The sequence below is a fragment of the Rhizobium sp. MHM7A genome (genome assembly GCF_005862215.1).
Lineage (GTDB): Bacteria > Pseudomonadota > Alphaproteobacteria > Rhizobiales > Rhizobiaceae > Rhizobium > Rhizobium bangladeshense.
The window spans coordinates 42,405-67,281 of sequence record NZ_VCHT01000020.1; the positions used below are offsets into that span (position 1 = coordinate 42,405).

The following is a 24,877-nucleotide window of genomic DNA, read 5'->3' on the forward strand; positions in this document are numbered from 1 at the left end:
GTTTTCCTGGTTCCGCCCCTTGTCGCCGGTCCTATTCGTGCTTTTTCGCCTGTTTGGCAAGGGGGTGATGAGTCTGGACGAGCTGCTGCAGCCGCTCTTCGAGGACATGCGTGTAGATCTGTGTGGTCGAAATGTCCGAATGGCCGAGGAGTTCCTGCACGACGCGCAGATCGGCGCCGTTGGCAAGCAGGTGGCTGGCAAAGGCGTGGCGCATGACGTGCGGCGAGATCAGCGACGGCGTCAGGCCGGCGCGGATCGCCAGGTTCTTGAGGTCGCGCGCGAAAACCTGGCGCGGCAGATATCCCTCCTTGGAGGCGGCGGGAAAGAGCCACGGGCTTTCCTGCGGCTCCTTCGCCGCCGCGTTTTCGGCCGACAGCAGGCATCCATAGGACTTCAGGGCTGCAATCGCCGAGTGCGACAGCGGCACCAGGCGCTCCTTGTTGCCCTTGCCGCGGATCATCAGGAAGCGGCCCTCCTGGTCGAGCACGCGGGCGGGAAGCGAGACGAGTTCGGTGACGCGCATACCGGTGGCATATAGCAGTTCCAGCAGCGCCAGCATGCGCAGGCGCTGCAGTTGGCCCGGGGCCGGGTCGTCGGCTTCGGCCTGCGCTTGCGACAGCAGCCTGCCGACCTCCTCGACCCCCATCGTCTTCGGCAGCGGACGCCCCTTCTTCGGCGCGTCAAGCACGCCCGTGGGGTCGTCGGTCCGCAGACCCTCGGCGTAGAGGAACTTGTAGAATTGCCGCATGGCGGCGAGCCGGCGCGCCTGCGAGGAGGGCTTGAAACCTTGGCGCGCGAGCGAGGCGAGATAGGCGGCCAGATCGGTGGAGGCGGCCTCGGTCAACCTTATGCTGCGGCCCTTCAGGAAAGCGCTGATGTCGTCGAGGTCGCGCTGGTAGGATTGCAGAGTGTTGGCGGCAGCACCGCGTTCGGCGCTCATCATTTCCAGGAAGGATTCCACGTGCGCCCGGCTTAGATCCATCATCTCACTCACTTCCCCGTCGTGTCGATCGTGCCCGTCGCCGGCGGGTTCACTCGCTCGGAGGGGATACGGATCGTCACGTCACGCGGCTCGGGCTCGACGAAGGTCACGAGCGCCCACATCGCTCCGTAAACCGTCCCGGCGAGGATCGCGCAGAAGAACAGGAAACGGAACAGGGTCGGCATCCGGCAACTCCTTCATGCTCTGCTTCTGTTATAAGAGCGTATTCGCAAGTGCAAGAAGCGCCATTCAAGCAATGATTCCCTTGTCCGCGACTTGACGCTCCACCTGCATTTGTCGATACGGTTTGCAAACAAAGTGTGAATGGACCGATGAGTGAACCACTGCTGACCGTTGCTGACAGCCTGAAAGACAGAGCTCGCGCCGCGCTCGGTTCACGCAATCTGATCCTCGTCGGCCTGATGGGCGCCGGAAAATCCTCCGTCGGGCGCATCGTCGCCAGTCAACTCGGCATTCCCTTCATCGACAGCGATCATGAAATCGAACGGGTGTCGCGCATGACGATCGCCGAACTTTTCGCAGCCTACGGCGAGGAAGAGTTCCGGGCACTGGAAACGCGGGTGATGAAACGGCTCTTGAAGAGCGGACCGCGCGTCGTCTCCACCGGCGGCGGCGCCTTCATCAACGAGCGCACGCGCAGGCATATCAAGAAGGGTGGCCTTTCGATCTGGTTGAAGGCGGATATCGACGTGCTGTGGGAGCGGGTCAACAAGCGTGACACGCGGCCGTTGCTCAAAACCGAAAACCCGAAACAGACGCTCGAAAACCTAATGAACGCGCGTTATCCGATCTATGCGCAGGCAGACCTCACCGTACTCTCGCGTGATGTGCGCAAGGAAATCATGGCAGACGAGGTGCTGAAGGCTGTGGTCGAACAGAAAGAAAGTGCAGCATCATGAATGCGATAAGCTCCACCACCGCCGTCCAGACGGTGCATGTGCCGCTCGGCGAGCGCGCCTACGATATCCTTATCGGACCGGGGCTGATTGCGCGGGCCGGCGCTGAGATCGCCTCGCGCCTCAAGGGCCGCAAGGCGGCTATTGTCACCGACGAAAATATCGCTCCGCTCTATCTCGGCGCCCTCGTCGCGAGCCTCGATGCGGCGGGCATTGTCTCGGCAGAGATCGTGCTGCCCGCAGGTGAAAAGACGAAGAGCTTCGAACATCTCATCGATGTCTGCGACAGGGTGCTGGAAGCCCGCGTCGAACGCAACGACTATGTCATCGCGCTCGGCGGCGGCGTTATTGGGGACCTTTCGGGATTCGCGGCGGGAATCGTCCGCCGCGGCGTGCGCTTCGTCCAGGTGCCGACTTCGCTGCTGTCGCAGGTCGATTCCTCGGTCGGCGGCAAGACCGGCATCAATTCCCCCCGACATGGCAAGAACCTGATCGGCGTCTTTCATCAGCCGGACCTGGTTCTGGCCGATACGGATGTGCTGAATACACTGAGCGAGCGAGAATTCCGCGCAGGTTACGCCGAGGTCGCAAAGTATGGGCTCATCGACAAACCGGGTTTCTTCGCCTGGCTGGAAGCGAACTGGAAGTCGGTGTTTACCGGCGGCTCCGCCCGCATCGAGGCGATTGCCGCCAGCTGCCGGGCCAAAGCCGACGTCGTCGTTGCCGACGAGCGTGAGACCGGTCAGCGGGCGCTGCTCAACCTCGGCCACACGTTCGGCCACGCGCTGGAGGCGGCGACCAGCTATGACAGCCGCCGCCTGGTACATGGCGAGGGTGTCGCGATCGGCATGGTGCTGGCGCACGAGTTTTCCGCACGAATGAATCTTGCTAGCCCAGACGATGCGCAACGCGTCGAAAGGCACCTCAAGGAGGTCGGCCTCCCGACTCGCATGGCGGATATTCCGGGCGAGCTGCCGCCGGCGGAATCGCTGATGGATGCGATTGCACAGGACAAGAAGGTCAAAAGCGGCAAGCTCACCTTCATTTTGACACGCGGTATCGGTCAGTCCTTCGTCGCCGATGACGTTCCGGCGTCCGAAGTAATCAGCTTTCTGCGGGAAAAACATCCTTGACGACGATCGACGGCGTTCTGACATTTCTCGCGGCCTATTGGCCGGAGATTCTTTCGATCACCGCGCTCGTGCTCCTGTCTGCCTTCTTCTCCGGCTCGGAGACCGCGCTCACCGCCGTTTCGCGCAGCCGCATTCATACGCTCGAGGTCAACGGCGACGAACGCGCCGGCCTGGTCCGGCAGATGATCGAACGGCGCGACCGGCTGATCGGCGCGTTGCTGATCGGCAACAATCTCGCCAACATCCTCTCCTCCTCTATCGCCACCAGCCTGTTGCTCGGGCTGTTCGGCAGTTCGGGCGTGGCGCTGGCGACGCTCGCCATGACCATCATCCTCGTCATCTTCGCGGAAGTGCTGCCGAAGAGCTGGGCGATCTCGACGCCGGAACGCTTCGCGCTTGCTGTCGCACTTCCCGCCAGACTCTTCGTCGCCGTCGTCGGCCCGGCGTCCTCCTTCGTCAATGCTGTTGTGCGGCAGATCCTGGCGCTCTTCGGCATCAATCTGTCGCGGGAAGTATCGATGCTGACGGCGCATGAGGAGCTGCGTGGCGCCGTTGATCTCCTGCACCGCGAAGGATCGGTTGTTAAGGCCGACCGCGACCGCCTCGGCGGCGTGCTCGACCTCAGCCAGCTGGAACTATCCGACATCATGGTCCATCGCACCAAGATGCGGGCGATCAATGCCGACGATCCGCCGGAAGCGGTGGTGCGGGGCATCCTCGAAAGCCCCTACACGCGCATGCCGCTGTGGCGCGGCACGATCGACAACATCATCGGCGTCGTCCATGCCAAGGATCTCCTGCGGGCGCTTGCCGAGCCGAACATGGAGCCGCAGAACCTCGATATCGTGAAGATCGCCCAGAAGCCGTGGTTCGTGCCCGACAGCACCAATCTCGAGGACCAGCTCAATGCCTTCCTGCGGCGCAAGCAGCATTTCGCCGTTGTCGTCGACGAATATGGCGAGGTCCAGGGCATCGTTACGCTGGAGGATATTCTGGAGGAAATCGTCGGGGACATTTCCGACGAGCACGATATCGACGTGCAGGGCGTGCGTCAGGAAGCGGACGGCTCGGTCGTTGTCGATGGCAGCGTGCCGATCCGCGACCTCAACCGGGCGCTCGACTGGAACCTGCCCGACGAGGAGGCGACGACGATCGCCGGCCTCGTCATCCATGAATCGATGACCATCCCGGAAGAGCGCCAGGCCTTCACCTTCCACGGCAAGCGTTTCGTCGTCATGAAGCGGGAAAAAAACCGTATCACCAAGCTGCGCATCCGCCCCGCGCAGGAGGACGATAAGAAACCAGCCTGATCCGGCTTGGATTGTCTGCTTCCTATATCCATATAGGCTGTTGTGCCGCTACCAGCGGGTGGGTTCACCGGGCGCCGCCGGTTCGACGGCCAGCGCGTGCAGGCCGGCATCGAGCTCCGGTTTCAAGAGGTCGGTGATCGCCCGGTGGCGCGCCAGGCGGGAGAGGCCGGTAAATCTTGCCGAAACGATCCGCACCCGCATGTGGGTTTCGCCGGTGCCCGTGATGCCAGGCTGGTGGCCAGCATGCAGATGGCTCTCGTCGATGACGCTCAAGCGTTCGGGCGCGAAGGCTTCGACAAGTTTTTCTTCGATGCGGGTCCGCAGGGTCATCATCCGGTCTTGCTGCTTCGCGAAAAGGGTTCCCACCAAGCCAGCAACATTCGCGTTTGTCAATTCTTGTTGTCACCTCGCGACAGCCCCATAATTAGCGCCGTCATGAGACTTGATTCCAAATATTTCGATCGCATCCGGACACGCCGCAAACGCGAGCAGGAGGCAGAGCAGGCACCGCCTACCTGCCAGTGGGACGGCTGCGACAAAAAAGGTTCGCACCGCGCGCCTGTGGGACGCAATGCGGAAGGCCAGTTCTTTTTGTTCTGCTTCGAGCACGTCAAGGAATACAACAAGGGCTACAATTATTTCTCCGGCCTTTCGGACGGCGAGATCGCGCGCTACCAGAAAGAGGCGATCACCGGCCATCGTCCGACATGGACCGTCGGCGTCAACAAGTCGGCCAAGGACAGTCCGCTGCATTCGGAAGTCCGCTCCGGTGCCTATACACGTGTTCGCGATCCCTTCGGCTTCGTCAAGGAAGGCGGCAAGAGCAGCGGCCCGCGCTTTCCCCAGGCGCGCAAGCTGAAATCGCTCGAAAGCAAAGCCTTCGATACGATGGGCCTCAACGCCAATGCGACCTCGGCGGAGATCAAAAGTCGCTACAAGGAACTGGTCAAGAAGCACCATCCGGATGCCAATGGCGGCGATCGCGGCTCGGAAGAGCGTTTCCGCGCGGTCATCCAGGCCTATCAATTGTTGAAGCAGAACGGTTTTTGTTAGTTCCCGTCCTTGCTCTTGGGCTTCAATCGGGTATGGTCCAAATCGGCTGAGGCCGCAGGCAAACGCGGCTCCTATCTGCGTGTTTTTCCGACATCGCCTCGGCCGACCTTCCGGACGCGGCGTTTCTTGTCCGGGACTCTTTCAAGAATGCTCGCAAGCGGTCATCATCCCGCCGAGGTTTCGTTTCAGTCCCGGAGAAGTATCGCCGACGTTCCGACCTGGACGGGCGCGGAATAAAATCGCGGCGTCACGGTTGCGACATGGCCTGAGACAGTTTGGCCGGGTGGCTTCACCCGCCTTGGAGACATGATGAGCAAGATCGACCTCGATATTTCAGAACTGCCCGACACCACCGTTTCGGTCCGCGAGACCTTCGGCATTGATTCCGACATCCGCGTTCCCGCCTACAGCAAGGGTGACGCCTATGTGCCGGATCTCGATCCTGATTACCTGTTCGACCGCGAGACGACGCTCGCCATTCTCGCGGGCTTCGCGCATAACCGCCGCGTGATGATCTCCGGCTACCACGGCACGGGCAAATCCTCGCATATCGAGCAGGTGGCGGCGCGTCTCAACTGGCCTTGTGTGCGCATCAACCTCGACAGCCATGTCAGCCGTATCGATCTCGTCGGCAAGGACGCGATCGTCGTCAAGGACGGGCTGCAGGTCACGGAATTCAAGGATGGCATCCTGCCCTGGGCCTATCAGCACAATGTCGCGCTGGTCTTCGACGAATATGACGCCGGCCGTCCCGACGTGATGTTCGTCATCCAGCGCGTGCTGGAATCCTCAGGCCGCCTGACGCTGCTCGACCAGAGCCGCGTCATCCGGCCGCACCCGGCCTTCCGCCTATTTGCCACCGCCAACACGATCGGCCTCGGCGATACGACAGGCCTCTATCACGGCACGCAGCAGATCAACCAGGCGCAGATGGACCGCTGGTCGATCGTGACGACGCTGAACTACCTGCCGCATGACCACGAAGTCAACATTGTCGCCGCCAAGGTGAAGAGCTTTGGCAAGGACAAGGACGGGCGCGAGATCGTGTCGAAGATGGTCCGTGTTGCCGATCTCACGCGCGCCGCCTTCATGAACGGCGATCTTTCGACCGTCATGAGCCCGCGCACGGTCATCACCTGGGCCGAGAATGCCGAGATCTTTGGCGATCTCGCCTTCGCCTTCCGCGTCACCTTCCTCAACAAGTGCGACGAGCTGGAGCGCCCGCTGGTCGCCGAGCACTATCAGCGCGCCTTCGGCGTCGAGCTGAAGGAAAGTGCCGCGAACATCGTTCTCGGAGCCTGAGACCGACCGATCATGGCAGCTCGCGGTGACAATTCGAAAGCAAAGCCAGGCGCGCCGGTCGACGTGGAGCCTTTGCGCCGGGCGATAACCGGCTGCGTGCGCTCGATCGCCGGCGACGGCGACGTCGAGGTGACCTTCGCCAATGAACGGCCGGGCATGACCGGCGAGCGCATCCGGCTGCCGGAGCTTTCCAAACGGCCGACGGCGCATGAGCTGGCGGTCACCCGCGGGCTCGGCGACTCCATGGCTTTGCGTCTTGCCTGCCATGACGAGAAGGTGCATGCGACGATGGCGCCGCAGGGCTCGGATGCGCGGGCGATTTTCGATGCGGTCGAGCAGGCGCGCGTCGAATCGATCGGCGCACTGCGCATGGAGGGCATGGCGTCGAACCTGCGCTCCATGACAGAGGAGAAATATTCCAAGGCAAACTTCACGGGTATCGAACGCCAGGAAGATGCGCCGATCGGCGAAGCCGTTGCGATGATGGTGCGTGAGAAACTGACCGGCCAGCGGCCACCGGCATCCGCCGGCAAGGTGCTCGATCTATGGCGCGGCTTCATCGAGGACAAGGCGGGCTCCGAGCTCGACAACCTGTCGGAGGCGATTAATGACCAGCAGGCTTTCGCCAGGGTTATCCGCAATATGCTGTCGGCCATGGAAATGGCGGAGGAGTACGGCGACGACGACAGCGAAGCCGACAATGACGATCAGTCGGAGCAGGAAGACCAGCCGAGCGGCGATGAGCAGGACCAGGACGAGGTCGACGAGGATGCCGGCACCGATGCCGCCCCTGTGGAAGACAGCGAGGTCGCCGATGAGCAGATGGAGGACGGCGAGACCGAAGGCGCGGAGATCTCCGACGACGACATGATGGAAGAAGGTGAGGACGATTCGGAAACGCCGGGCGAGACCCGCCGTCCGAACACGCCTTTCGCCGATTTCAACGAGAAAGTCGATTATCACGTCTATACGGAAGAGTTCGACGAGATCATCACCGCCGAGGAACTCTGCGACGCCGCCGAACTGGAGCGCCTGCGCGCCTTCCTCGACAAGCAACTGGCGCATCTGCAGGGCGCGGTCGGGCGTCTCGCCAACCGGCTGCAGCGTCGCCTGATGGCGCAGCAGAATCGCTCCTGGGATTTCGACCTGGAGGAGGGCTATCTCGACACGGCCCGACTGCAACGTATCATCATCGATCCGATGCAGCCGCTCTCCTTCAAGATGGAGCGCGACACGCAGTTCCGAGACACTGTCGTCACCCTGCTCATCGACAATTCTGGCTCGATGCGCGGCCGGCCGATCACGGTTGCCGCGACCTGCGCCGACATTCTCGCCCGCACGCTGGAGCGTTGCGGCGTCAAGGTCGAAATTCTCGGCTTCACCACGAAAGCCTGGAAAGGCGGCCAAGCACGCGAAACCTGGCTTGCCGGCGGCAAACCGCAGACGCCGGGCCGTCTGAACGACCTGCGACATATCATCTACAAGTCGGCCGACGCACCGTGGCGGCGGGCGCGCGCTAATCTCGGTCTGATGATGCGTGAGGGCCTGCTCAAGGAAAATATCGACGGCGAGGCGCTGATCTGGGCGCATAATCGTCTGCTTGCCCGTCGCGAGCAGCGCCGCATTCTGATGATGATCTCGGACGGCGCGCCGGTCGACGATTCAACGCTGTCGGTCAATCCGGGCAACTATCTCGAGCGGCATCTGCGTGCCGTCATCGAGCAGATAGAGACGCGCTCGCCTGTGGAATTGCTCGCGATCGGCATCGGTCACGACGTGACGCGCTACTATCGCCGCGCTGTGACGATCGTGGATGCGGACGAGCTTGCCGGCGCGATGACCGAACAGCTTGCCTCACTCTTCGAAGATCAATCCGCCCAGCCCCGCGGCGGCCGGTTACGCCGTGCCGGCTGACGCTCCTGGAAGGAAAAACGCGGAATGATGGTGAAGCGCCTCTGCCACGCGGCATCGGTTTTGCTCTGCCTCGCGGGGAGTGTTTCCGCGTCCCTCGCTGGCGACGAGATCCCCGTCATTAGCCGGCAAATTACCGATTTCAGGATCGGGTCATCGGAGACGAAGTTCGGATCGCTGGAATTTCTCGGCGGGCTGGAGATGGTTTCCAGCCGCGCGCTGTTCGGATCGCTTTCCTCCATTCGTTTCCGGCAGGACCAGAAACACTTCATTGTCGTGCTCGATACCGGCCAGTGGCTGACCGGCAGAATCGAGCGCGACGGCAGGGGCAGACTTTCGGGCCTTTCGGCCGTCGAGATCACCCCGTTGAAGGACCGCGCCGGTCGTAGCCTTGAGGGCAAAGGACATATGGATGCCGAGGGGGTGGCGCTCGACGGCGACAGGATATTGGTCTCTTTCGAGCAGGCCCATCGGGTCGACGTCTATCCCGATCCCGGCTTTGCCGACTCGCGTGCGATTACTACCCTGCCCATCCTCGTCCCGCGCAAGATGCTGAGAGACAATCGCGGTATCGAAACCATTGCGGTTTCGCCCGCCTCCAGTCCGTTGAAGAGTGGCGTGGTCATCGTCTCCGAGCGCGGCCTCGACAGCGAGGGCAACCGCGCGGCGGCAATTCTCAACGGGCCGCTGAAAGGGCTATTCTCGATCAAACGCGACGGCAGCTTCGACGTCACCGACGGCGCCTTCCTGCCGAATGGCGATCTGCTGCTCCTGGAGCGGCGGTTCAATATGGCCGAAGGCATAGGCATGCGGCTTCGGCGCATCAAAGGCGCCGATATCCGGCCGGGTGCCGTCGTTGATGGCCAATTGCTGCTTGAAGGTAATTTCAACTCGCAGATCGACAACATGGAAGGGCTGGACGTGTTTCAGGCCGCCGACGGCACGACCCACATCATTATGGTGTCGGACGACAACCACTCGATCCTGCAGCGCAATCTGATGCTGGAATTCCGTCTCTCCGATAGCCGTATGGTCAGCGCGGCGTCAGATTGACGTCACATGCCTCGACTATCCCATTGTCGCATCGAGAGGAGCCTTCGGAGGGACAATCATGGTGCATATTCATATCACAGGCGCGTCCGGTTCCGGCACAACGTCACTCGGCCATACACTTGCCGAACGGCTCGATCTTGCCCACCTCGATACAGACGATTTCTTTTGGCTGCCGACCGACCCGCCATTCACGACGCCGCGGGATGCCGACGAACGCATTCGGCTGCTGCTTGCGGAAGCGGCACGGCATGACGGCTGGGTCCTCTCCGGATCGGCGCTCAAATGGGCGAGGCAGATCGAGCCGTTCTACAATCTGATCGTGTTCCTCAGGAGCGAGCCGGAGCTGCGGATGGCGCGGATCCGCGCGCGGGAGATCGCCCGCTACGGAGACAGGATCGGCCCAGGCGGCGATATGGAAATCAAAAGCGGGGAATTCATGGAATGGGCGGCAAGTTACGATACGGCCGGTCCGGAACGCCGCAGTCTTGCAGCGCATGAGCAATGGCTGGAAACGCAGAAGGCCCCGGTTTTGCGGCTCGATTCGTCAAGGGATATCGATGATCTGGTTGCAGAGGTTCTGCTGCATCCTGCAATCGCCACCGGCGCGGTCCGGCAGCGTTGAAGGCTTTAGCTGACGCGTGCGGGCTGCATCGGCCGCAGCACGTTCATCAGCGCGCCATAGGGCAGCAGCATGACGAGGCCGACGATCATCTTGACGGCGAAATCGCCGATCGCCCAGGAAATCCAGCGTGGCGCCTCAGCGGCGAAGATGCCGAGGACAGGAGCTGCTTCCAGCGCAAAGGGTTCGTTCGGACCGAGGAAGACGAAAAACGCGGCAAAGGACAGCGAGAAGAACATCACCGTGTCGAGCGCCGAGCCGACCAGCGAGCCCAAGAGCGGCGCGCGCCACCAGGCCTGGCGGCGCAGGCGGTTGAAGACGGCGATATCGAGCAATTGTCCTGCAAGGTAGGCGGAGCCGGAGGCGATGGCGATGCGTGGCACCGAAGTGAAGAAGGACAGCGTCACGCCGACGACAAAGCCGGCAAAGACGACCTTACGCGCAGCCTGCGGACCAAACTGGCGGTTGGTCAGATCGGTGATCAGGAAGGCGACTGGATAGGAAAAGGCGCCCCAGGTCAGGATGTCTGCGAGATTGATGCCGGCGACTTCAACGTTCAGCGGGAACTGGACGAGGAAGTTTGACGCGACGACGACAAGCGTCATCAGAGCGACATAGGCAACGGTATAGCGCGTCGTCAGCATTTTTTTATCCTGGGTGATGCCACCAGTTGGAGAGACGGACCGACAAAGCAAAAGGCTTGACCGGTATTATCCGTGCAAGCCTTTTGAAGCCGTATGAAAGAAGTGCAGAAGCTTACGCAGCAGCGGCTTCGGCGGTCTTCTTGACGATCTGACGACGCAGCAGGCGCGCGCGCATCGACAGTTCGTTTTCGCTTGCCTTGATCAGGAAGGCATCGAGGCCGCCACGATGCTCGACAGAGCGAAGAGCAGCAGCCGAAACGCGAAGACGATAACGCTGGTTGAGAGCGTCCGAAATCAGCGTTACCTGGCACAGGTTCGGCAGGAACCGGCGCTTGGTCTTGTTGTTGGCATGGCTGACATTGTTACCAGTCAGGACGGCCTTGCCGGTCAATTCGCACACGCGGGACATGGAACACCTATTCTTGTTTTTCTCGGGCCACCGAATTGCCATCCCCGGCAAAACCGGGCTCGCAATCCAACAGGCATGATTGGAAAGTTGCGGTTCTATAGTCAGAGAGCCTGCGCGCGTCAAGCCAATCCTTGGCCTTTCCCGCAATTCTGTCAAAAAGCTGCTGTTTTCTTCCCTTTGCGGCAGGAGTATAGAGCACTCGGCAAGGCTGCCGACCGCGGCAAGACAAGGCTTCACTCATGGCTCATTCGGGCAGACGCATTTTCATTTCGGCTATCGCCGCACTCCTTGCCATACCGGCATCGGCGGCCGAGGTCCAGCATCAGACGGTATACCGGGTAACGCTGGCCGGCCTGCCGATCGCGCGTGCCGCGTTCCTGACTCAGATCGAGGACGATCACTCTTACAAGATTGCGGGTGATATCAAGTCCGCCGGCCTTGCCGATCTCATCAAGACCATCTCGGCAAAGACCAGCGTCACCGGCGTCGTCCGTAACGATCGGCTGCAGGCGCTGAAATATTCGCTCTATTATAAGAGCGGCAAGAAGGCCCGCGTTTACGAGGTCAGCTATCGCAACGGCAACATCATATCGGCGACGACGACGCCGCCGCCGAAACGGCCGAAGAACTGGATCGACGTCACGCCTGGCGACATGCGTTCGGTGCTCGATCCGATCTCCGGCCTGGTCTTCACCGGGGATACCAAGGTCTGCTCGCAGACGCTGCCAATCTTCGACGGCGAGACGCGCATGGATCTGGTACTCTCGCCGAAGGGTGACGAGGATTTCAAGACCGATGGCTTCAAGGGCAAGGCGATCGTCTGCGGCGTGCGCTTCGTGCCGCGTTCCGGCTACAAGAAGGGCCGAAAGGATATCGACTATCTCAGCAAGAGCGACCGAATGGAAATCTGGTTTGCCAAGTCGGACGCGGCAAATGTATACGCTCCAGTTTACGTGCGCATTCCAACCGAATATGGAATGGTGACGATCACTGCCGTCAAATACGGCAGTGTCAGCTGACGGAGCTTTGGCCTCCGAAGGGGGACAAGTGAAGCTTCGTGCAACTGCGATCGGCTTTACGGCCATACTGATGTGGTCTTTCCTGGCGCTGTTTACGGCTGCCTCGGGCAAGATGCCGCCATTCCAGCTTTCGGCCCTGTGCTTTGCGATCGGCAGTATTCCCGGCCTCCTGGTGCTCATCAACAACCCGTCGCGGCTGGCGCTGCTGAAGCAGCCGGCCAGGGTCTGGCTGACGGGCATTGCCGGGCTGTTCGGCTACCATTTCCTCTATTTCACCGCGCTCAGGAACGCGCCGGCGGTGGAGGCCGGACTGATCGCCTATCTCTGGCCGCTGCTGATCGTCGTCGGCTCGGCGCTGCTGCCAGGTGAACGGTTGCGCTGGTATCACGTGGCTGGCGCGCTTGCCGGGCTTTGCGGCACTTTCCTGATCGTCAGCCGCAACGGCATCGATTTCGACGGCGCCTATGCGGTCGGCTATGGGGCGGCCTTCCTCTGCGCCTTCACATGGTCGGGCTATTCGCTGCTGACCAGGCGTTTCGAAGCCGTTTCCACTGATGTCGTTACCGGCTTTTGCCTTGTCACTTCCGTCCTGTCGCTCTTCTGCCATCTCGCCCTGGAGGCGACCGTCTGGCCGGCAACGATGTTCGAATGGATCGCCATCGTCGGGCTCGGGCTCCTGCCTGTGGGGGCCGCCTTTTACGCATGGGACTATGGCGTCAAGAACGGGGACATCCAGATCCTCGGTGCTGCGAGTTATGCGGCGCCGTTGCTTTCGACGCTTATCCTGACGCTGTTCGGCTTTGCCGAGCCGAGCTGGCGCATCGCTCTCGCCTGCCTGCTCGTCACCGGCGGGGCAGTGCTGGCTGCCCAGGAAATGTTCCGCCGCAAAAGCCTCGCACAGCCCGCGGCAGCGGAATGAGCCTCAGCCGCCGGGCTTCCAATCCGCCGGCGCCATCTCGAAGGTTGAAAATTCGAAGCCGGGCGAAACCGTGCAGCCCACCAGGGTAAAATCGCCAAGCGGCTCGGCCGATTGCCACCAATTGGCGGGAATGATCGCCTGTGGTCGCTCGCCGGCAGCAAGGTTGGTTCCGAGCGTCAGGGTCTCGCTTGTCACCCCGTCCTGCGACCGGTGCAGCGCCAGCGGCGCACCGGCGTAATAATGCCAGACCTCGACCGCGTCCCGGACGCGATGCCAGTGCGAACGCTGTCCCTTTGTCAGCAGATAATAGATGGCCGTGGAATGGCCGCGCTCGCCACCCGCGGTGTCGCGAAATGTCTGCACGTACCAACCACCTTCGGGATGCGGCTGCATGCCGAGTTCGCGGATAATCTCCTCAGGCGACATTAAAAATGGTCCTTGCGCCTGCGGATCTCGGCAAAGACTTCTTCGTTCGTCTTGCCTTCCATGATCAGATTGCGGCGGATCGCCGGATCGGCGGCGCGCAGAAACGGATTTGTTTCCTTTTCCAGCCCCAGCGTGGTCGGGATGGTGAACTTGCCTTCTGCGCGCAAGCCCTCTATCTCGGCGGCGCGGCTCTTCAAGCGTTCATTGTCGGGGTCAACAGTCAGTGCGAAGCGGGCGTTGGATAACGTATATTCGTGTCCGAAATAGACGGCGGTCTCGTCCGGCAGCACGGCAAGCTTCTGCAGCGAATGCCACATGTCGGCGGCCGGGCGTTCGAAAAGGCGGCCGCAACCGAGCGCAAACAGCGTGTCGGCGGCAAAGAGCAGCTTATCGTCGACGAAGTGATAGCAGATGTGACCGGCGGTGTGACCGGGGGTCTCAATCACCTTGACCGCGTGATCGCCGAAAAGGAAGCTGTCACCATCGGCCATTGTACGGTCGAGACCGGGAATGGCGATGGCCTCGTTGATCGGGCCGATGATCTCGCAGCCGAACTGCTCCTTCAGCGCCAGGTTTGCGGCAACGTGATCGGTATGGTGATGCGTATTGAAGATGTGGCTGATCTTCCAGCCACGCCGTGTCGCCGCTTCCAGGATCGGCGCCTCCTCCGGCGCATCGATCGCTGCGGTAAATCCCGTCTCCGGATCGTGCACGAGGACGCCGAAATTGTCGGTGCGGCAGAGAAAGACGTCTAATTCCAAAGGTTTCATCTTCAAACAATCCCTTGTCCCACGACTCTTGCGGAATGTAGTGGGTCCGGCCTTGAAGTCCAACCGCCCGCTGATAACATTTGTCGCAATGCACGCCGATATCGTCGACCTACGTCAATTCTATCACTCCGACCTCGGGCGTCTTGCCGAGCAGTCGATCGCCATGGCGCTCTCATCGCTCTGGGTGAGGCTACCGCAGGAGCGTCTTGTCGGTCTTGGTTATGCCGTGCCCTTCCTCGACCGCTTCCAGGCCGATACCGAACGCACCTTCGCCTTCATGCCGGCCGGACAGGGCGCGGTGAACTGGCCGATGGGTTCACTGTCGTCGACGACGCTTGTTTTCGACGAGGAACTGCCGCTGCCGGATTCCTCGATCGACCGGGTGCTGATGGTGCATTCTCTGGAATTCGCCGAAAGCCCGCGCGAGACGCTGAAGGAGCTCTGGCGGGTGCTGGCGCCGGGCGGACGGCTTGTTATCGTGGTGCCGAACCGGCGGGGGGTCTGGGCCCGCATGGAACACACCCCCTTCGGTTCGGGCCGGCCCTATTCCCGCGGTCAGCTGACGCATCTCCTGCGCGAGACGAATTTCACCCCAGGCGCGACCGCCGAAGCGCTGTTCTTTCCGCCGTCGAAGCTCCGGACCATCCTGCGCCTTCGCCGCGCCTTCGAGCGGATCGGCCGCACCTTATGGCCGGCTTTCTCCGGAGTCATCATCGTGGAGGCGCAGAAACGGCTCTACCAGGGGCTGCCGGTCGCTGCACGCGCCTCCCGCCGCGTCTTCGTGCCCGTTCTTGCACCCCACGGCGTGCCGACCACGCGCAACAGATTGAAGTGATGGCGAGGGTTCTCCGCCTGCTTGTGTCACGCCCGTGCCTCTCGACAACAATCACATTCCGCTTTAATGCCACTTGGTGTTTTCAGCCGGATTTTCCGGCAATTCCAAGGTCGAACCCATGAGCGTTGAGATGAGCAAGCCCGTTCCGCGTCCCGGTATCCTCGATATCGCAGCCTATGTGCCGGGCAAGGAACATGCGCCGGGCGTCGCCCGCGTCTACAAGCTCTCATCCAACGAAACGCCGCTCGGCGCCAGCCCAAAGGCAATCGAAGCCTTCAGGGCGGCTGCCGACAATCTGGGCCGTTATCCTGACGGGCAGGCCATCGAACTGCGCGAGGCAATCGCCGCCGTGCACGGTCTCAATCCGGCAAACATTCTCTGCGGCAACGGTTCCGACGAACTGCTCGGCCTTCTCTGCCATGTCTATCTCGGCGCCGGCGACGAGGGCATCATCACCGAGCATGGCTTTCTCGTCTACAAGATCCAGATCCTTGGCGCTGGCGCCACGCCTGTCGTCGTCAGAGAAAAGGATTATACGGTCGATGTCGATGCGATCCTTGCCGCGGTCACGGAAAGAACCAAGATCGTCTTCGTCGCCAACCCAGGCAACCCTACAGGCACTTATGTTCCCGTCAGTGAAATCCGCCGTCTGCAGGCCGGACTGCCGAAACACGTCGTGCTCGTGCTCGATGCCGCGTACGCCGAATATGTGCGCCGCAACGATTATGAAGCCGGCATCGAGGTCGTGTCCTCCAACTCAAACGTCGTGATGACCCGCACCTTTTCAAAGGCTTACGGACTCGCGGCGCTGCGTGTCGGCTGGATGTATGCGCCGAGCGAGATCGTCGATGCTGTGAACCGCGTGCGCGCGCCGTTCAACCTCAACGCGCCGGCCATCGCCGCCGGTGCCGCGGCCATTCGCGACCAGGCCTTTGTTCAGCAGGCCGTCGCCTTCAATCAGACCTGGATCGAGACGCTGACCCAGGCGCTGGAAGCCATCGGGCTGAAAGTGACGCCTTCGGTCGCCAACTTCGTCCTCATCCATTTCCCGGAGGTCGATGGCAAGCGGGCGTCGGATGCAGACGAATTCCTTACGAGCCGCGGCTACATATTGCGCGCCGTGCGCGGCTATGGTTTCCCCAATGCGCTTCGCATGAGCGTCGGTCCCGAAGAAGCCAATCGTGGCGTCATCGCCGCGCTCGGGGAATTCATGGGACGTCAGGCATGAGCGTGCATTTCGATCGCATAGCGCTGATTGGCATAGGCCTGATCGGCTCTTCGCTTGCTCACGATATCCGGCGGCTCGGGCTTACCAAAGAGATCGTCGTCGCGACACGCAGCGTCGAGACATTGCAACGTGCCGAAGAGCTCGGCCTCGGCGACCGCTATACGACCTCTTCTGCCGATGCCGTGAGAGATGCCGACCTCATCATCGTTTCGGTTCCGGTCGGCGCTTCGGAAAGCGTGGCGAAGGAAATCGCCGGCAATCTCAAGGGTGGCGCGATCGTTACCGATGTCGGCTCTACCAAAGCGTCGGTGATCGCGCAGATGCAGCCGCATATGCCTGACAACGTGCACTTCATCCCCGGCCATCCGCTGGCCGGCACGGAAAAATCCGGCCCGGACGCCGGTTTTCCAGGCCTCTTCCAAGGCCGCTGGTGCATCTTCACGCCGGTTTCGGGAACCGACGAGACGGCGCTGAAGCGGCTGCGCAGTTTCTGGGAAGCGCTCGGCTCGAAGGTCGACGAGATGGATGCGGAGCATCACGACAAGGTGCTCGCGATCGTTTCGCACCTGCCGCATATCATCGCCTACAACATCGTCGGCACCGCCGACGATTTGGAGACGGTGACGGAGTCCGAGGTCATCAAATATTCGGCTTCGGGCTTTCGCGACTTCACTCGTCTGGCCGCTTCCGACCCGACGATGTGGCGCGACGTCTGCCTGCACAATCGCGATGCGATCCTTGAGATGCTGGCGCGTTTTTCGGAAGATCTCGCCTATCTGCAGCGCGCGATCCGCTGGGGCGAGGGGGACAAGATTTTCGAACTCTTCACCCGCACGCGCGCTATCCGTCGCTCGATCGTTCAGGCGGGGCAGGATGTCGACGCGCCTGATTTCGGCCGCCCCCACGCGCTTGATAAGAAGTAGCTGCCGCGATGGTGGCGGTGGCGAGCGCGAGCCAGACGGATATCGATTGGCTGGTGCGCGAGGATGCCAAAACAGGCAAGGCATGGGTGTCACGGTGCGTGGCTCTCGGCGAATATCTCGTCGCCAGGGAAGCCGGCGAGATAGTCGGCTTCCTGCGTTTCTCCCGCTTCTGGGGCAGGCTTCCCTATATGGAAATGATCCGCATTCTGCCCGGCCACCGCCGATCGGGCGTCGGCACCGCCTTGTTTCTTGCCTGGGAGGAGGCGATGCGCGGCGAGGGCGCACGCCTGCTGATGACGTCGAGCGAATGCGACGAGAGCCGGCCTCAGGACTGGCATCGCCGCAACGGGTTTATCGAAACCGGCTCGATCGAGCTGCCCGGCCTGCAATCGGTGCCGGAGGTGTTTTTCATCAAGCAGATCGGTTAGATCGGCGGAATCTGACCGAGCGGAATGAAGCCGCTGACGGTGGCGTTGCCGCGGTCGACGACAAGATCGACCGAGACCTTGTCCTTGCCGCCGGCAAGCGACTGCAGGAGCTTCGTCGCTGTGTTGACGGTCGATGCAATATCTGGAAAGGCCTGTTTCAGGCTGTCGCCCCAGGGGCCGAGGCGTTCGATCTCAAGCTTGAATTTCCCCGAGAGAAAGCCCTGCTCATCGAATGAAAAGGGACCGGTGAGCGTCATCACCTTGCCGTCGCCGATGTCGGCAACGATACGCCGCAGTTCGCCGGCAGAACCGTTGAGGCCGTTCGGGTCGCTGCCGTCGATCAGACCGGCCTTGCCGGCAATCGTGAGATCGACGCTGGCTGACAGTTTCGGGAAAAGCTGCGGCCAGTCCTTGATCGCAGTGTTCGCATCCTGCACCGAGATCGCCCCGTCGAGATCGGCGCCGTTCTGGCGCAGGTGAATTTCCGTGCGGGCCGCATCAAAGCTGATGGTCTGGCCGGTGAAGGAGGAGACCGCCGTCGCCTTCAGGCCCTCGATGACGGTCGAGCTGCGGTCGATACCCTGCAGCCTGGTCGCAAGGCTTGACTGAAGGTTCGCCCACTGAGCCGAGATCGCAAGGCCGTTGGTGGTGCGGATCTCGGCCGGCGAATCGAGCTCCCATACGATATTGCCGGGCGCATAGACCTGGGCGGCCGAGCGCAACGCGCCGAAGGTGGCGGAGACGCCGTTCACGTTGTCGTCGACATCGACCTTGGAGCAGAACAGACCGATGCGGAAAGGATAGCCGCGGAACTGGATATCGGCGCATTCGCCGGTGACGCCAGCTTGGTCCCGTGGCGCGATTGCTTTCAGCACCGTCGTCTTCAACGCCGACGCGGCATAGAACCAGCCACCGGTATAAAGCGCGATCACCAGGAGGATGCCTCCACCGAGCAACCAGAATTTCTTGCCGCTGCCGGTTTGGCTGCTGCCGGATCGGCTTGACGCTGCCATGATGTTCTCCAATGGTGAATCGCAAATTGATTCCGGTCTGGCGTGCGATATGGACGAATTTTGGGTGTTTGGCTACGGCTCGCTGATGTGGAATCCGGGCTTTGAGTTCCTGGAGCGGGCAGAGGCTCTGGTGCATGGTTACAGGCGTTCGTTGTGCGTGCGCTCCTTCGTCCATCGCGGCACGCGCGACAATCCGGGCCTCGTTCTCGGTCTCGACAGGGGCGGAGCCTGCCGCGGCATGGCATTCCGTATTTCGCCCGACAAATGGGACGAAGTGATTGATTATCTCCGCGCCCGCGAGCTCGTCACCAACGTTTATCTGGAGCGCCGTGTGCGATTGCAGTTTGCCGGCGGTCGCAGGATGGAGGCGGTCGCCTACATCGTTGATCGCGACCATGAGCAATATGCGGGCAGCCTCGATGCGCTTGCGGCAGCGCGGGTGGTGAACGAGGCGAAGGGCCAGTCCGGTCCGAACGATGCCTATGTCTTCAACACACTCGCGCATCTGAAGCAGATGGGTATTCGCGATCATTGGCTGGAGCAGGTCGTCAGCGAAGTGGAGCGGCTGCGCGAAGCCTGAGATCAGGCGGTGGCTGCCTTCACTTTGCGCAGCTCCCTCAATCTTTCAACTGCGGTTGGCGGCAAGGGCAGATGCGGATTGCGTTCGACGGTCTCGATGAGGAGTTCGTCGCTCGCCCGCTCCGTCACCTCCATCAGGTGCGCGAAGAAGGCGTCGGGATCCATTCCCGGCATAATCGGCGGCAGGACCTTCACCTTGAAGTGGCCGGGATAACGACGGAAGCTCCGCCGCGGCCAGAAGAGCCCGGGATGCATGGCGACAGGCACCACGGGAATGCCAAGGTCGCGATACATCCGGGCGATGCCGTACTTATAGAGCGGCTCTGCACCCGGCGGACGGCGCGTTCCCTCGGGATAGATGATGAGCTGGCGGCCGGTCGCGAGCTCTTCTTTCGTGCGTCTCAGCACGTCTACCATCACCTTGCCGCGGGCGCCGCGATCGACCGGGATCATGCGCTGCTTCTTCGCATACCAGCCAAAGAGCGGGATCCACATCAGCTCGCGCTTCAGGATGTAGACCGGGTCCTTGAGCTTGGGCAGCAGCGCATAGGTGTCCCAGAATGACTGATGCTTCGGCGCCAGGATATAGCTGCCATCAGGCAAGTTCTCCAGACCCTCGATCTCGAAGGTCGTGCCGACGATCACGCGCATCAGCCAATGGTTGGAGCGCGCCCAGGTCTTCGGGATCTCATAGGCGGTCAGGCGCGGCACCACGAAATAATAGGGCGAGAGCACGATCATCCGGATGATGAGGTTGGCGTAGAAGATCGTGTTGAAGAGGACGGAACGCAGGGCGGTCATGAAATTTTCCCGAGGCATGCTCACGCGACCGGCCTACACGATATTGCCCGTCATAAAAAGCGTTTGATGCCGCTCCGATGCAAAAGCTCAGTCCGACGCGGATACGCCTGCCGAGCGCAGTCCCGTATGACGGCCGAAGCCGGTGATGTTGCGGACGCCGGCCAACAGCACCTTTGCATATTCGGCCAGCATAACCCGCATCGCGTTCGGGTCGGTAAACCAGTTGCGGGTCTTCAGATCCGAATTGACCACCGGATAGGGAATGAATTCGATGTCTGGGTCGACATAGGAGAGTTCCGCGAGACTGCGCGGCATATGATAATTGTTGGTAACGACGAGAACGCTTCTGTATCCCTTGGCGTGGATCCAGTTGGAGGTCTCCTCGGCGTTGCCGATCGTGTCTATCGCATCATGGCCGATATCGACGCAGCAGGAGAAAAGATCGGCCGAGCCTTGCGTCATCTTGCGAATCTGCGCCGGCGTCGTCGTCGGGTGGACGCCCGAGATCAGCAGTCGCTTGCCTGCCCCCTTCTGCAGCAGTTCCACAGCCTGGTCGATGCGCTGGTAGCCGCCAGTCAGCACGACGATCGCATCCGCCTTCGGCTCGACCGGGGGCTTCAGCGTTGTCACAGAATCGGCAAACCGCAGGAAGCCGCCGAACACCAGAGCGATCACCAAGACGCAGCCAAAGCCGCCCCAGCGCAGCAGGCGGCGGATCGGGCCGCGCCGCGGCGGCAGGCCCGCCGGATGATCAAGCTCCGGGTCCTGGCGAATCGGGTTGCGTGTCGTATGGCCCATGGTCATGAATCGTGATTATACGCTGATTGCGGCGCGGAACAGACGTTTTCACGATAAAACGGCATGGCATGGTCAACTTGCGATGCCGTCGGTGCGTGTCGGATCCGAACGCAATGTATCGATTTCGTAGATCGTCCGCATGACGGTCAGCCGCGCCGTGACGGTCGTCAGAAGCGCGATGACGATCATCGTCGCGAAGATGCCGGCATAGCCAAGCACGCCGACGGAGAAGGTGCCGAACAGCGCGGTCGCCTGATCCGTCTCCGGCGTCGCAAGCGTGCGGCTTTGCCAGAAGCCGGCGGTGGCGAAGAAAAGAGCGGCAAGCGCGCTGCCGACCGCCGAGCCTTTAAGGCTGATTTTCAGGAAATGCTTCTGAAATTCGGTGGCGACGAAGGAGCTCTCTGCACCGACGAAATGCAGCACTTCGACGATGTGACGGTTGCCCGACAGCGCACCGCGCGTGGCGAAGACAACGGTGAGCACCATGGCTGAGAAGACCAGAAGCAGGACGCCGGCGCCGATCAGCACCGTCGTACGCGCCATCGAGACCAGCCGGTCGACCCAGGTGCGATGATCGTCGAGGGTCGCCTGCGGGATGCTGTCCTTCAGGAGGCCCCGCATCGCTTCGAAATCGGGCGGATTGTTTTCGTCGATGGTGATGACGACGAGACGGGGAACGGGCAGGTCCTTGAGATCGAGGCCAGGCCCGAGCCATGGTTCCAGCAGACGGGCGGTGGCTGCCTCGTCAACGATCTGGCCGCTTTTGGTGCCGACGAATGTCAGCGCCAGGTCGCGCGCCTGCGTCAGCGCCTTTTCCATGTCGAGATTGTCATCCGGCTTGATCTGAATGGTGATCTCGCGGGAGATCTGGCTCTCCCAACTTGCCGCCGTCGAGCGCACCATGCTGACGCCGCCGAGCGTCAGGCAGGCGAGAAATGCCATGATCGATATGACCACCATCAGAGCGTTGCCCTGAATATTGGAGGGCGGCAAGATCGGCGCGGTCGGACGCACGCGCATTTCCGGCCGCTTCTGCTGGGCCGCAGCCTGGGCCGGCGCCTTCTCTCGCTTCCTGGACGGGGGCTCAGTCATAGATATCGAGATGCCCCTCCGAGAGGATCATACGGCGGGCTTCCACCTGTTCCATCAGCGCCAGGTCGTGGGTGGCGATCACAACCGCCGTACCAAGCCGATTGAGTTCGAGGAAAAGATTGAGCAGGCGCCTGGCCATCGGCGGGTCGACATTGCCGGTGGGCTCGTCAGCCAGCAGGACCTCCGGCCGATCCATCAGCGCCCTGGCGATGGCTGCGCGCTGCTTCTCTCCGCCGGAGAGGACCGGCGGCAGCACGTTGATGCGTTCGCCTAGCCCGACCCATTTCAAAAGTTCCAAAACGTCGGTTTTATAGGAGTTTTCCTCTTTACCGCGCACCCGTAAGGGCAAAGCGACATTCTCATAGGTGGTGAGATGGTCGAGCAGGCGAAAATCCTGGAAGACGATGCCGACGCGCCGGCGCAGCAGCGGCAGTTCCGGCCGGGGAATTTCTGAAATGTCGCGCCCGAACATGCGGATCAGTCCACGCGTCGGCTGAAGCGACATGAACAGCAGCCGCAGCAGCGAGGTCTTGCCGGCGCCGGATGGGCCCGTCAAAAATTGAAAGGATTTCTTCGGAATGTCGAAGGTCAGGTCCCGGAGGATTTCCGGGCCCATGCCATAGCGCAAACCGACATTCTCGAAGTGAATCAACGGGCAGCTCAGTCTGTTCTTGGTTTCACAGTGTGACTTGTTAACCAACACCGTTAACAGCCGGTAAACTTTGCCGGAAAGACGCCCGTTTGATGGCAATCTTTGCGAAGCATTAACCATTAAAATTTATGACTGAGAAGGATTCGTTTCAATGCCAAGATTATCGCTGGCAGCGAAACCATGTGGACATCTGCGAGGCAGCCACCATGGAAGCATCCTCCTTCAGCCGCCGGACGGCGGGCCAGGCCTATGATTTCCTGCCACCCGAACCCGCACGCCGTCAATATCGTTCGACACACCCTGCCGATGTTTCCGACGCCGAATTCGTGACGGTCAGCAAAGTCCGGACGAGGGATTTCGGTTCCCGGATCCATAACGACAACGGCAGGCGCATGGCGGCAGCCAGCGCCGGGCGGCCGCCGCTTCTGCTGACGATCGCTGCTTCCGCTCTGCGAAGCGCGGAATCCTGGCTGCAGCACGCGTCGCTACGCAGCTTCGCGGTACTGGTGCTGGCGCTTGCCGTGCTCGCCTTCGGGCTCGCAGGCGGCTTTTCCGGACTTTCCGCCGAGGGCGCCTCTTCGAGAGCGCCGCTGCATTTCACCCATGTGACCGTGACGCCGCGTGATGCGAACGGCATGCGAGTGCTCGTCATCAACGGCATCATCGAAAACGAAAGCGGCACCACGCAGACGGTGCATCCGATCCGCGCCGATCTGGTGACCGACGAACGGCTGACGGCAAGCGTCGTTATTGATCCGCCTGCTGACGTCATCTACGACGGCCAAAGCCGGGGCTTTTCGGCCCGCGTCCAGCACTCTGGCAGAAAATTGCCGGAGGTCCGGCTTTCCTTCCTGCCGTAGAAGTAACGGGATTCGTGATGGCTTTCCGCCACAGGGCGCGCCAATCCCGTTGATTTCATAACCGGCGAGGCTGTTTCAGGCGCACATATGTGCTAACGGCTTACCCTTCTTTTCATGGAGCAAGCCCCTATGCCTGTCGTGCGCGGAAAAAACATCGAGCCGCTCTTCACCGCCGAGCAGATCGCCGAGCGCAATCATGAGCTGGCGCGGGAGATCGCCAACGGCCCGACCAAGGATCTGCTCGTCATCGCCGTGCTCAAGGGCTCCTTCATCTTCGCCGCCGACCTGATCCGCGCCCTGCACGACACCGGGCTTGCCCCCGAGGTCGAGTTCATCACGCTGTCGAGCTACGGCAGCGGTACGGTTTCGCAGGGCGTGCGCATCGTCAAGGATATCGACAGCGACGTGCACGGCCGAGACGTCCTTCTGATCGACGATATTCTCGAGTCCGGCCGGACGCTGCTTTTTGCCAAGGAACTGCTCTTCGAACGTGGCGCGCGCAACGTCACGATCGCCGTGCTGCTCGACAAGCGGGTCAAGCGCAAGGAAAAGCTGGAGGCCGATTATGTCGGCTTCGAATGCCCCGATTACTTCGTTGTGGGCTACGGCATGGACGTCGCCTATGCGTTTCGCGAATTACCCTTCGTCGGCGTGGTGACCGGCGACGCGTGAGCGGAAGAAGGCCTCGCCTGATTGTCGGCGAAGACGGCTTGTTAACCATCTCGTCCATCGCTTTGCCATCTTTACCTATCGAAAAGGAAAGTCTGGTGATTTCCGTCGCGGGGCTGAAGACGGAGCAATGCACATATGGCAAGAATTCTGATTACGGAAGACGAGGATTCCCTACGGTCTTTCGTAGCCCGGGCCCTGCGGCTCGACGGTCACGAGACCGATGAAGCGGCCGATGGAGCCGAGGGACTGGAAAAGCTGAAGGACGGGGCTTATGACCTGCTGCTTTCGGACATCCGCATGCCCGTGATGGACGGCATCGAGCTTGCCCATCAGGCAAAGCACGCTTTTCCCGGCTTGAAGATCCTGCTGATGACCGGCTATGCCGAACAGCGCGAACGAGCCGACGATCTTGCCGAAAAGATCATCGACGTCGTCGCCAAGCCATTCGCGCTTCCTGACATACGCAAGGCGGTCGCCCGCGCTCTCGTCGCGTAAAACTGCGCAGCGGTCTTGCGGTCGCGAACATGCA

30 protein-coding genes are annotated in these 24,877 nt (G+C 61.5%); 18 read left to right on the forward strand and 12 right to left on the reverse strand.

The window, feature by feature from the left end:
• Positions 1 to 31 precede the first annotated feature (31 nt).
• Positions 32 to 985: a site-specific tyrosine recombinase XerD gene (xerD, locus tag FFR93_RS36100; RefSeq protein WP_138396708.1), complete on the reverse strand. Its 954-nt coding sequence runs from the start codon at positions 983 to 985 to the stop codon at positions 32 to 34.
• A 5-nt stretch (positions 986 to 990) separates the two neighbouring features.
• Positions 991 to 1,167, reverse strand: coding sequence for a hypothetical protein (locus tag FFR93_RS41145; protein WP_088390814.1), 177 nt, complete (start codon positions 1,165 to 1,167; stop codon positions 991 to 993).
• Positions 1,168 to 1,314: 147 nt separating this feature from the next.
• On the opposite strand from FFR93_RS41145, the gene FFR93_RS36105 reads away from it, so the two are divergent.
• From FFR93_RS36105 to FFR93_RS36115, 3 genes are read left to right on the forward strand one after another with little or no spacing between them, the layout of a single operon-like run.
• Positions 1,315 to 1,902, forward strand: coding sequence for a shikimate kinase (locus FFR93_RS36105; protein WP_064707915.1), 588 nt, complete (start codon positions 1,315 to 1,317; stop codon positions 1,900 to 1,902).
• Positions 1,899 to 3,032, forward strand: coding sequence for a 3-dehydroquinate synthase (gene aroB, locus FFR93_RS36110; protein WP_138396709.1), 1,134 nt, complete (start codon positions 1,899 to 1,901; stop codon positions 3,030 to 3,032). Before FFR93_RS36105 ends, aroB begins: the two co-directional genes overlap by 4 nt.
• Positions 3,029 to 4,342 (forward strand): HlyC/CorC family transporter, encoded by a 1,314-nt coding sequence (locus tag FFR93_RS36115; protein ID WP_138396710.1) that lies wholly within the window; start codon positions 3,029 to 3,031, stop codon positions 4,340 to 4,342. The genes aroB and FFR93_RS36115 overlap by 4 nt, the downstream gene beginning before the upstream one ends.
• A gap of 48 nt (positions 4,343 to 4,390) precedes the next feature.
• Here FFR93_RS36115 and FFR93_RS36120 read toward each other — a convergent pair whose 3' ends face one another.
• Positions 4,391 to 4,675, reverse strand: a complete 285-nt coding sequence (locus FFR93_RS36120; protein WP_171049319.1) for a BolA family transcriptional regulator — start codon at positions 4,673 to 4,675, stop codon at positions 4,391 to 4,393.
• 102 nt (positions 4,676 to 4,777) lie between these two features.
• Here FFR93_RS36120 and FFR93_RS36125 point away from each other — a divergent pair, with 102 nt between their 5' ends.
• The 5 genes from FFR93_RS36125 (at position 4,778) to FFR93_RS36145 (ending at position 10,283) form a co-directional block, all read left to right on the forward strand.
• Entirely contained in the window at positions 4,778 to 5,395 is a 618-nt protein-coding gene (locus FFR93_RS36125) for a J domain-containing protein (RefSeq protein WP_064707912.1), read from the forward strand.
• A 309-nt stretch (positions 5,396 to 5,704) separates the two neighbouring features.
• A complete protein-coding gene (gene cobS / locus FFR93_RS36130) occupies positions 5,705 to 6,697 on the forward strand; it encodes a cobaltochelatase subunit CobS (protein ID WP_064707911.1) in 993 nt (330 codons plus the stop codon).
• A gap of 12 nt (positions 6,698 to 6,709) precedes the next feature.
• Positions 6,710 to 8,611 (forward strand): cobaltochelatase subunit CobT, encoded by a 1,902-nt coding sequence (gene cobT / locus FFR93_RS36135; RefSeq protein ID WP_064707910.1) that lies wholly within the window; start codon positions 6,710 to 6,712, stop codon positions 8,609 to 8,611.
• A 24-nt stretch (positions 8,612 to 8,635) separates the two neighbouring features.
• Positions 8,636 to 9,661: an esterase-like activity of phytase family protein gene (locus FFR93_RS36140; RefSeq protein ID WP_138396711.1), complete on the forward strand. Its 1,026-nt coding sequence runs from the start codon at positions 8,636 to 8,638 to the stop codon at positions 9,659 to 9,661.
• Between the two features lie 58 nt (positions 9,662 to 9,719).
• Positions 9,720 to 10,283 carry an AAA family ATPase gene (locus FFR93_RS36145; protein ID WP_138396712.1) on the forward strand — a complete coding sequence of 188 codons (564 nt, stop codon included), beginning with the start codon at positions 9,720 to 9,722 and terminating at the stop codon, positions 10,281 to 10,283.
• A gap of 5 nt (positions 10,284 to 10,288) precedes the next feature.
• Here the strand turns inward: FFR93_RS36145 and FFR93_RS36150 are convergent, their stop codons facing one another.
• Positions 10,289 to 10,924, reverse strand: coding sequence for a VUT family protein (locus FFR93_RS36150; protein WP_064707908.1), 636 nt, complete (start codon positions 10,922 to 10,924; stop codon positions 10,289 to 10,291).
• Between the two features lie 112 nt (positions 10,925 to 11,036).
• The gene (gene rpmB, locus FFR93_RS36155) at positions 11,037 to 11,333 is read right to left on the reverse strand and encodes a 50S ribosomal protein L28 (RefSeq protein ID WP_008527777.1); all 297 of its coding nucleotides are present in this window, start codon (positions 11,331 to 11,333) and stop codon (positions 11,037 to 11,039) included.
• A 239-nt stretch (positions 11,334 to 11,572) separates the two neighbouring features.
• Between rpmB and FFR93_RS36160 the strand changes: the two genes are divergently transcribed.
• Together FFR93_RS36160 and FFR93_RS36165 are read left to right on the forward strand one after the other, a co-directional pair.
• Positions 11,573 to 12,352 carry a DUF3108 domain-containing protein gene (locus FFR93_RS36160; protein ID WP_064707907.1) on the forward strand — a complete coding sequence of 260 codons (780 nt, stop codon included), beginning with the start codon at positions 11,573 to 11,575 and terminating at the stop codon, positions 12,350 to 12,352.
• A 28-nt stretch (positions 12,353 to 12,380) separates the two neighbouring features.
• A complete protein-coding gene (locus FFR93_RS36165) occupies positions 12,381 to 13,271 on the forward strand; it encodes an EamA family transporter (RefSeq protein WP_138396713.1) in 891 nt (296 codons plus the stop codon).
• 3 nt (positions 13,272 to 13,274) lie between these two features.
• Here the strand turns inward: FFR93_RS36165 and FFR93_RS36170 are convergent, their stop codons facing one another.
• On the reverse strand, positions 13,275 to 13,697 hold the full coding sequence (locus FFR93_RS36170; protein ID WP_138396714.1) for a cupin domain-containing protein: 423 nt from the start codon (positions 13,695 to 13,697) through the stop codon (positions 13,275 to 13,277).
• The gene (gene gloB, locus FFR93_RS36175; protein WP_064707904.1) at positions 13,697 to 14,467 is read right to left on the reverse strand and encodes a hydroxyacylglutathione hydrolase; all 771 of its coding nucleotides are present in this window, start codon (positions 14,465 to 14,467) and stop codon (positions 13,697 to 13,699) included. Before gloB ends, FFR93_RS36170 begins: the two co-directional genes overlap by 1 nt.
• A 52-nt stretch (positions 14,468 to 14,519) precedes the next feature.
• On the opposite strand from gloB, the gene FFR93_RS36180 reads away from it, so the two are divergent.
• From FFR93_RS36180 to FFR93_RS36195, 4 genes are all read left to right on the forward strand, one after another.
• Complete coding sequence (locus FFR93_RS36180) at positions 14,520 to 15,302, forward strand: class I SAM-dependent methyltransferase (RefSeq protein WP_138396715.1); 783 nt, start codon at positions 14,520 to 14,522, stop codon at positions 15,300 to 15,302.
• 130 nt (positions 15,303 to 15,432) lie between these two features.
• Positions 15,433 to 16,530 carry a histidinol-phosphate transaminase gene (hisC, locus tag FFR93_RS36185; protein WP_171049320.1) on the forward strand — a complete coding sequence of 366 codons (1,098 nt, stop codon included), beginning with the start codon at positions 15,433 to 15,435 and terminating at the stop codon, positions 16,528 to 16,530.
• Positions 16,527 to 17,453, forward strand: coding sequence for a prephenate/arogenate dehydrogenase family protein (locus FFR93_RS36190; RefSeq protein WP_138396717.1), 927 nt, complete (start codon positions 16,527 to 16,529; stop codon positions 17,451 to 17,453). Before hisC ends, FFR93_RS36190 begins: the two co-directional genes overlap by 4 nt.
• 8 nt (positions 17,454 to 17,461) lie before the next feature.
• Positions 17,462 to 17,881, forward strand: a complete 420-nt coding sequence (locus FFR93_RS36195; protein WP_138396718.1) for a GNAT family N-acetyltransferase — start codon at positions 17,462 to 17,464, stop codon at positions 17,879 to 17,881.
• Here FFR93_RS36195 and FFR93_RS36200 read toward each other — a convergent pair.
• A complete protein-coding gene (locus FFR93_RS36200) occupies positions 17,878 to 18,894 on the reverse strand; it encodes a DUF2125 domain-containing protein (RefSeq protein ID WP_138396719.1) in 1,017 nt (338 codons plus the stop codon). The two genes, FFR93_RS36195 and FFR93_RS36200, sit on opposite strands and share 4 nt — an antisense overlap.
• A 49-nt stretch (positions 18,895 to 18,943) precedes the next feature.
• On the opposite strand from FFR93_RS36200, the gene FFR93_RS36205 reads away from it, so the two are divergent.
• Positions 18,944 to 19,474, forward strand: a complete 531-nt coding sequence (locus FFR93_RS36205; RefSeq protein ID WP_064708212.1) for a gamma-glutamylcyclotransferase — start codon at positions 18,944 to 18,946, stop codon at positions 19,472 to 19,474.
• A 2-nt stretch (positions 19,475 to 19,476) separates the two neighbouring features.
• Here FFR93_RS36205 and FFR93_RS36210 read toward each other — a convergent pair whose 3' ends face one another.
• The 4 genes from FFR93_RS36210 to ftsE form a co-directional block, all read right to left on the reverse strand.
• Entirely contained in the window at positions 19,477 to 20,274 is a 798-nt protein-coding gene (locus FFR93_RS36210; protein WP_138396720.1) for a 1-acyl-sn-glycerol-3-phosphate acyltransferase, read from the reverse strand.
• Positions 20,275 to 20,361: 87 nt separating this feature from the next.
• Positions 20,362 to 21,078 carry a YdcF family protein gene (locus FFR93_RS36215; RefSeq protein ID WP_171049321.1) on the reverse strand — a complete coding sequence of 239 codons (717 nt, stop codon included), beginning with the start codon at positions 21,076 to 21,078 and terminating at the stop codon, positions 20,362 to 20,364.
• Between the two features lie 66 nt (positions 21,079 to 21,144).
• Entirely contained in the window at positions 21,145 to 22,164 is a 1,020-nt protein-coding gene (locus FFR93_RS36220) for an ABC transporter permease (protein ID WP_138396721.1), read from the reverse strand.
• On the reverse strand, positions 22,157 to 22,816 hold the full coding sequence (ftsE, locus tag FFR93_RS36225; RefSeq protein WP_138396722.1) for a cell division ATP-binding protein FtsE: 660 nt from the start codon (positions 22,814 to 22,816) through the stop codon (positions 22,157 to 22,159). Before ftsE ends, FFR93_RS36220 begins: the two co-directional genes overlap by 8 nt.
• Before the next feature lie 206 nt (positions 22,817 to 23,022).
• Between ftsE and FFR93_RS36230 the strand changes: the two genes are divergently transcribed.
• From FFR93_RS36230 to FFR93_RS36240, 3 genes are all read left to right on the forward strand, one after another.
• Entirely contained in the window at positions 23,023 to 23,676 is a 654-nt protein-coding gene (locus tag FFR93_RS36230) for a hypothetical protein (protein WP_138396723.1), read from the forward strand.
• Between the two features lie 129 nt (positions 23,677 to 23,805).
• Entirely contained in the window at positions 23,806 to 24,348 is a 543-nt protein-coding gene (hpt, locus tag FFR93_RS36235) for a hypoxanthine phosphoribosyltransferase (RefSeq protein ID WP_138396724.1), read from the forward strand.
• Positions 24,349 to 24,483: 135 nt separating this feature from the next.
• A complete protein-coding gene (locus FFR93_RS36240) occupies positions 24,484 to 24,843 on the forward strand; it encodes a response regulator (protein WP_064707895.1) in 360 nt (119 codons plus the stop codon).
• The last annotated feature ends 34 nt before the right edge of the window (positions 24,844 to 24,877 follow it).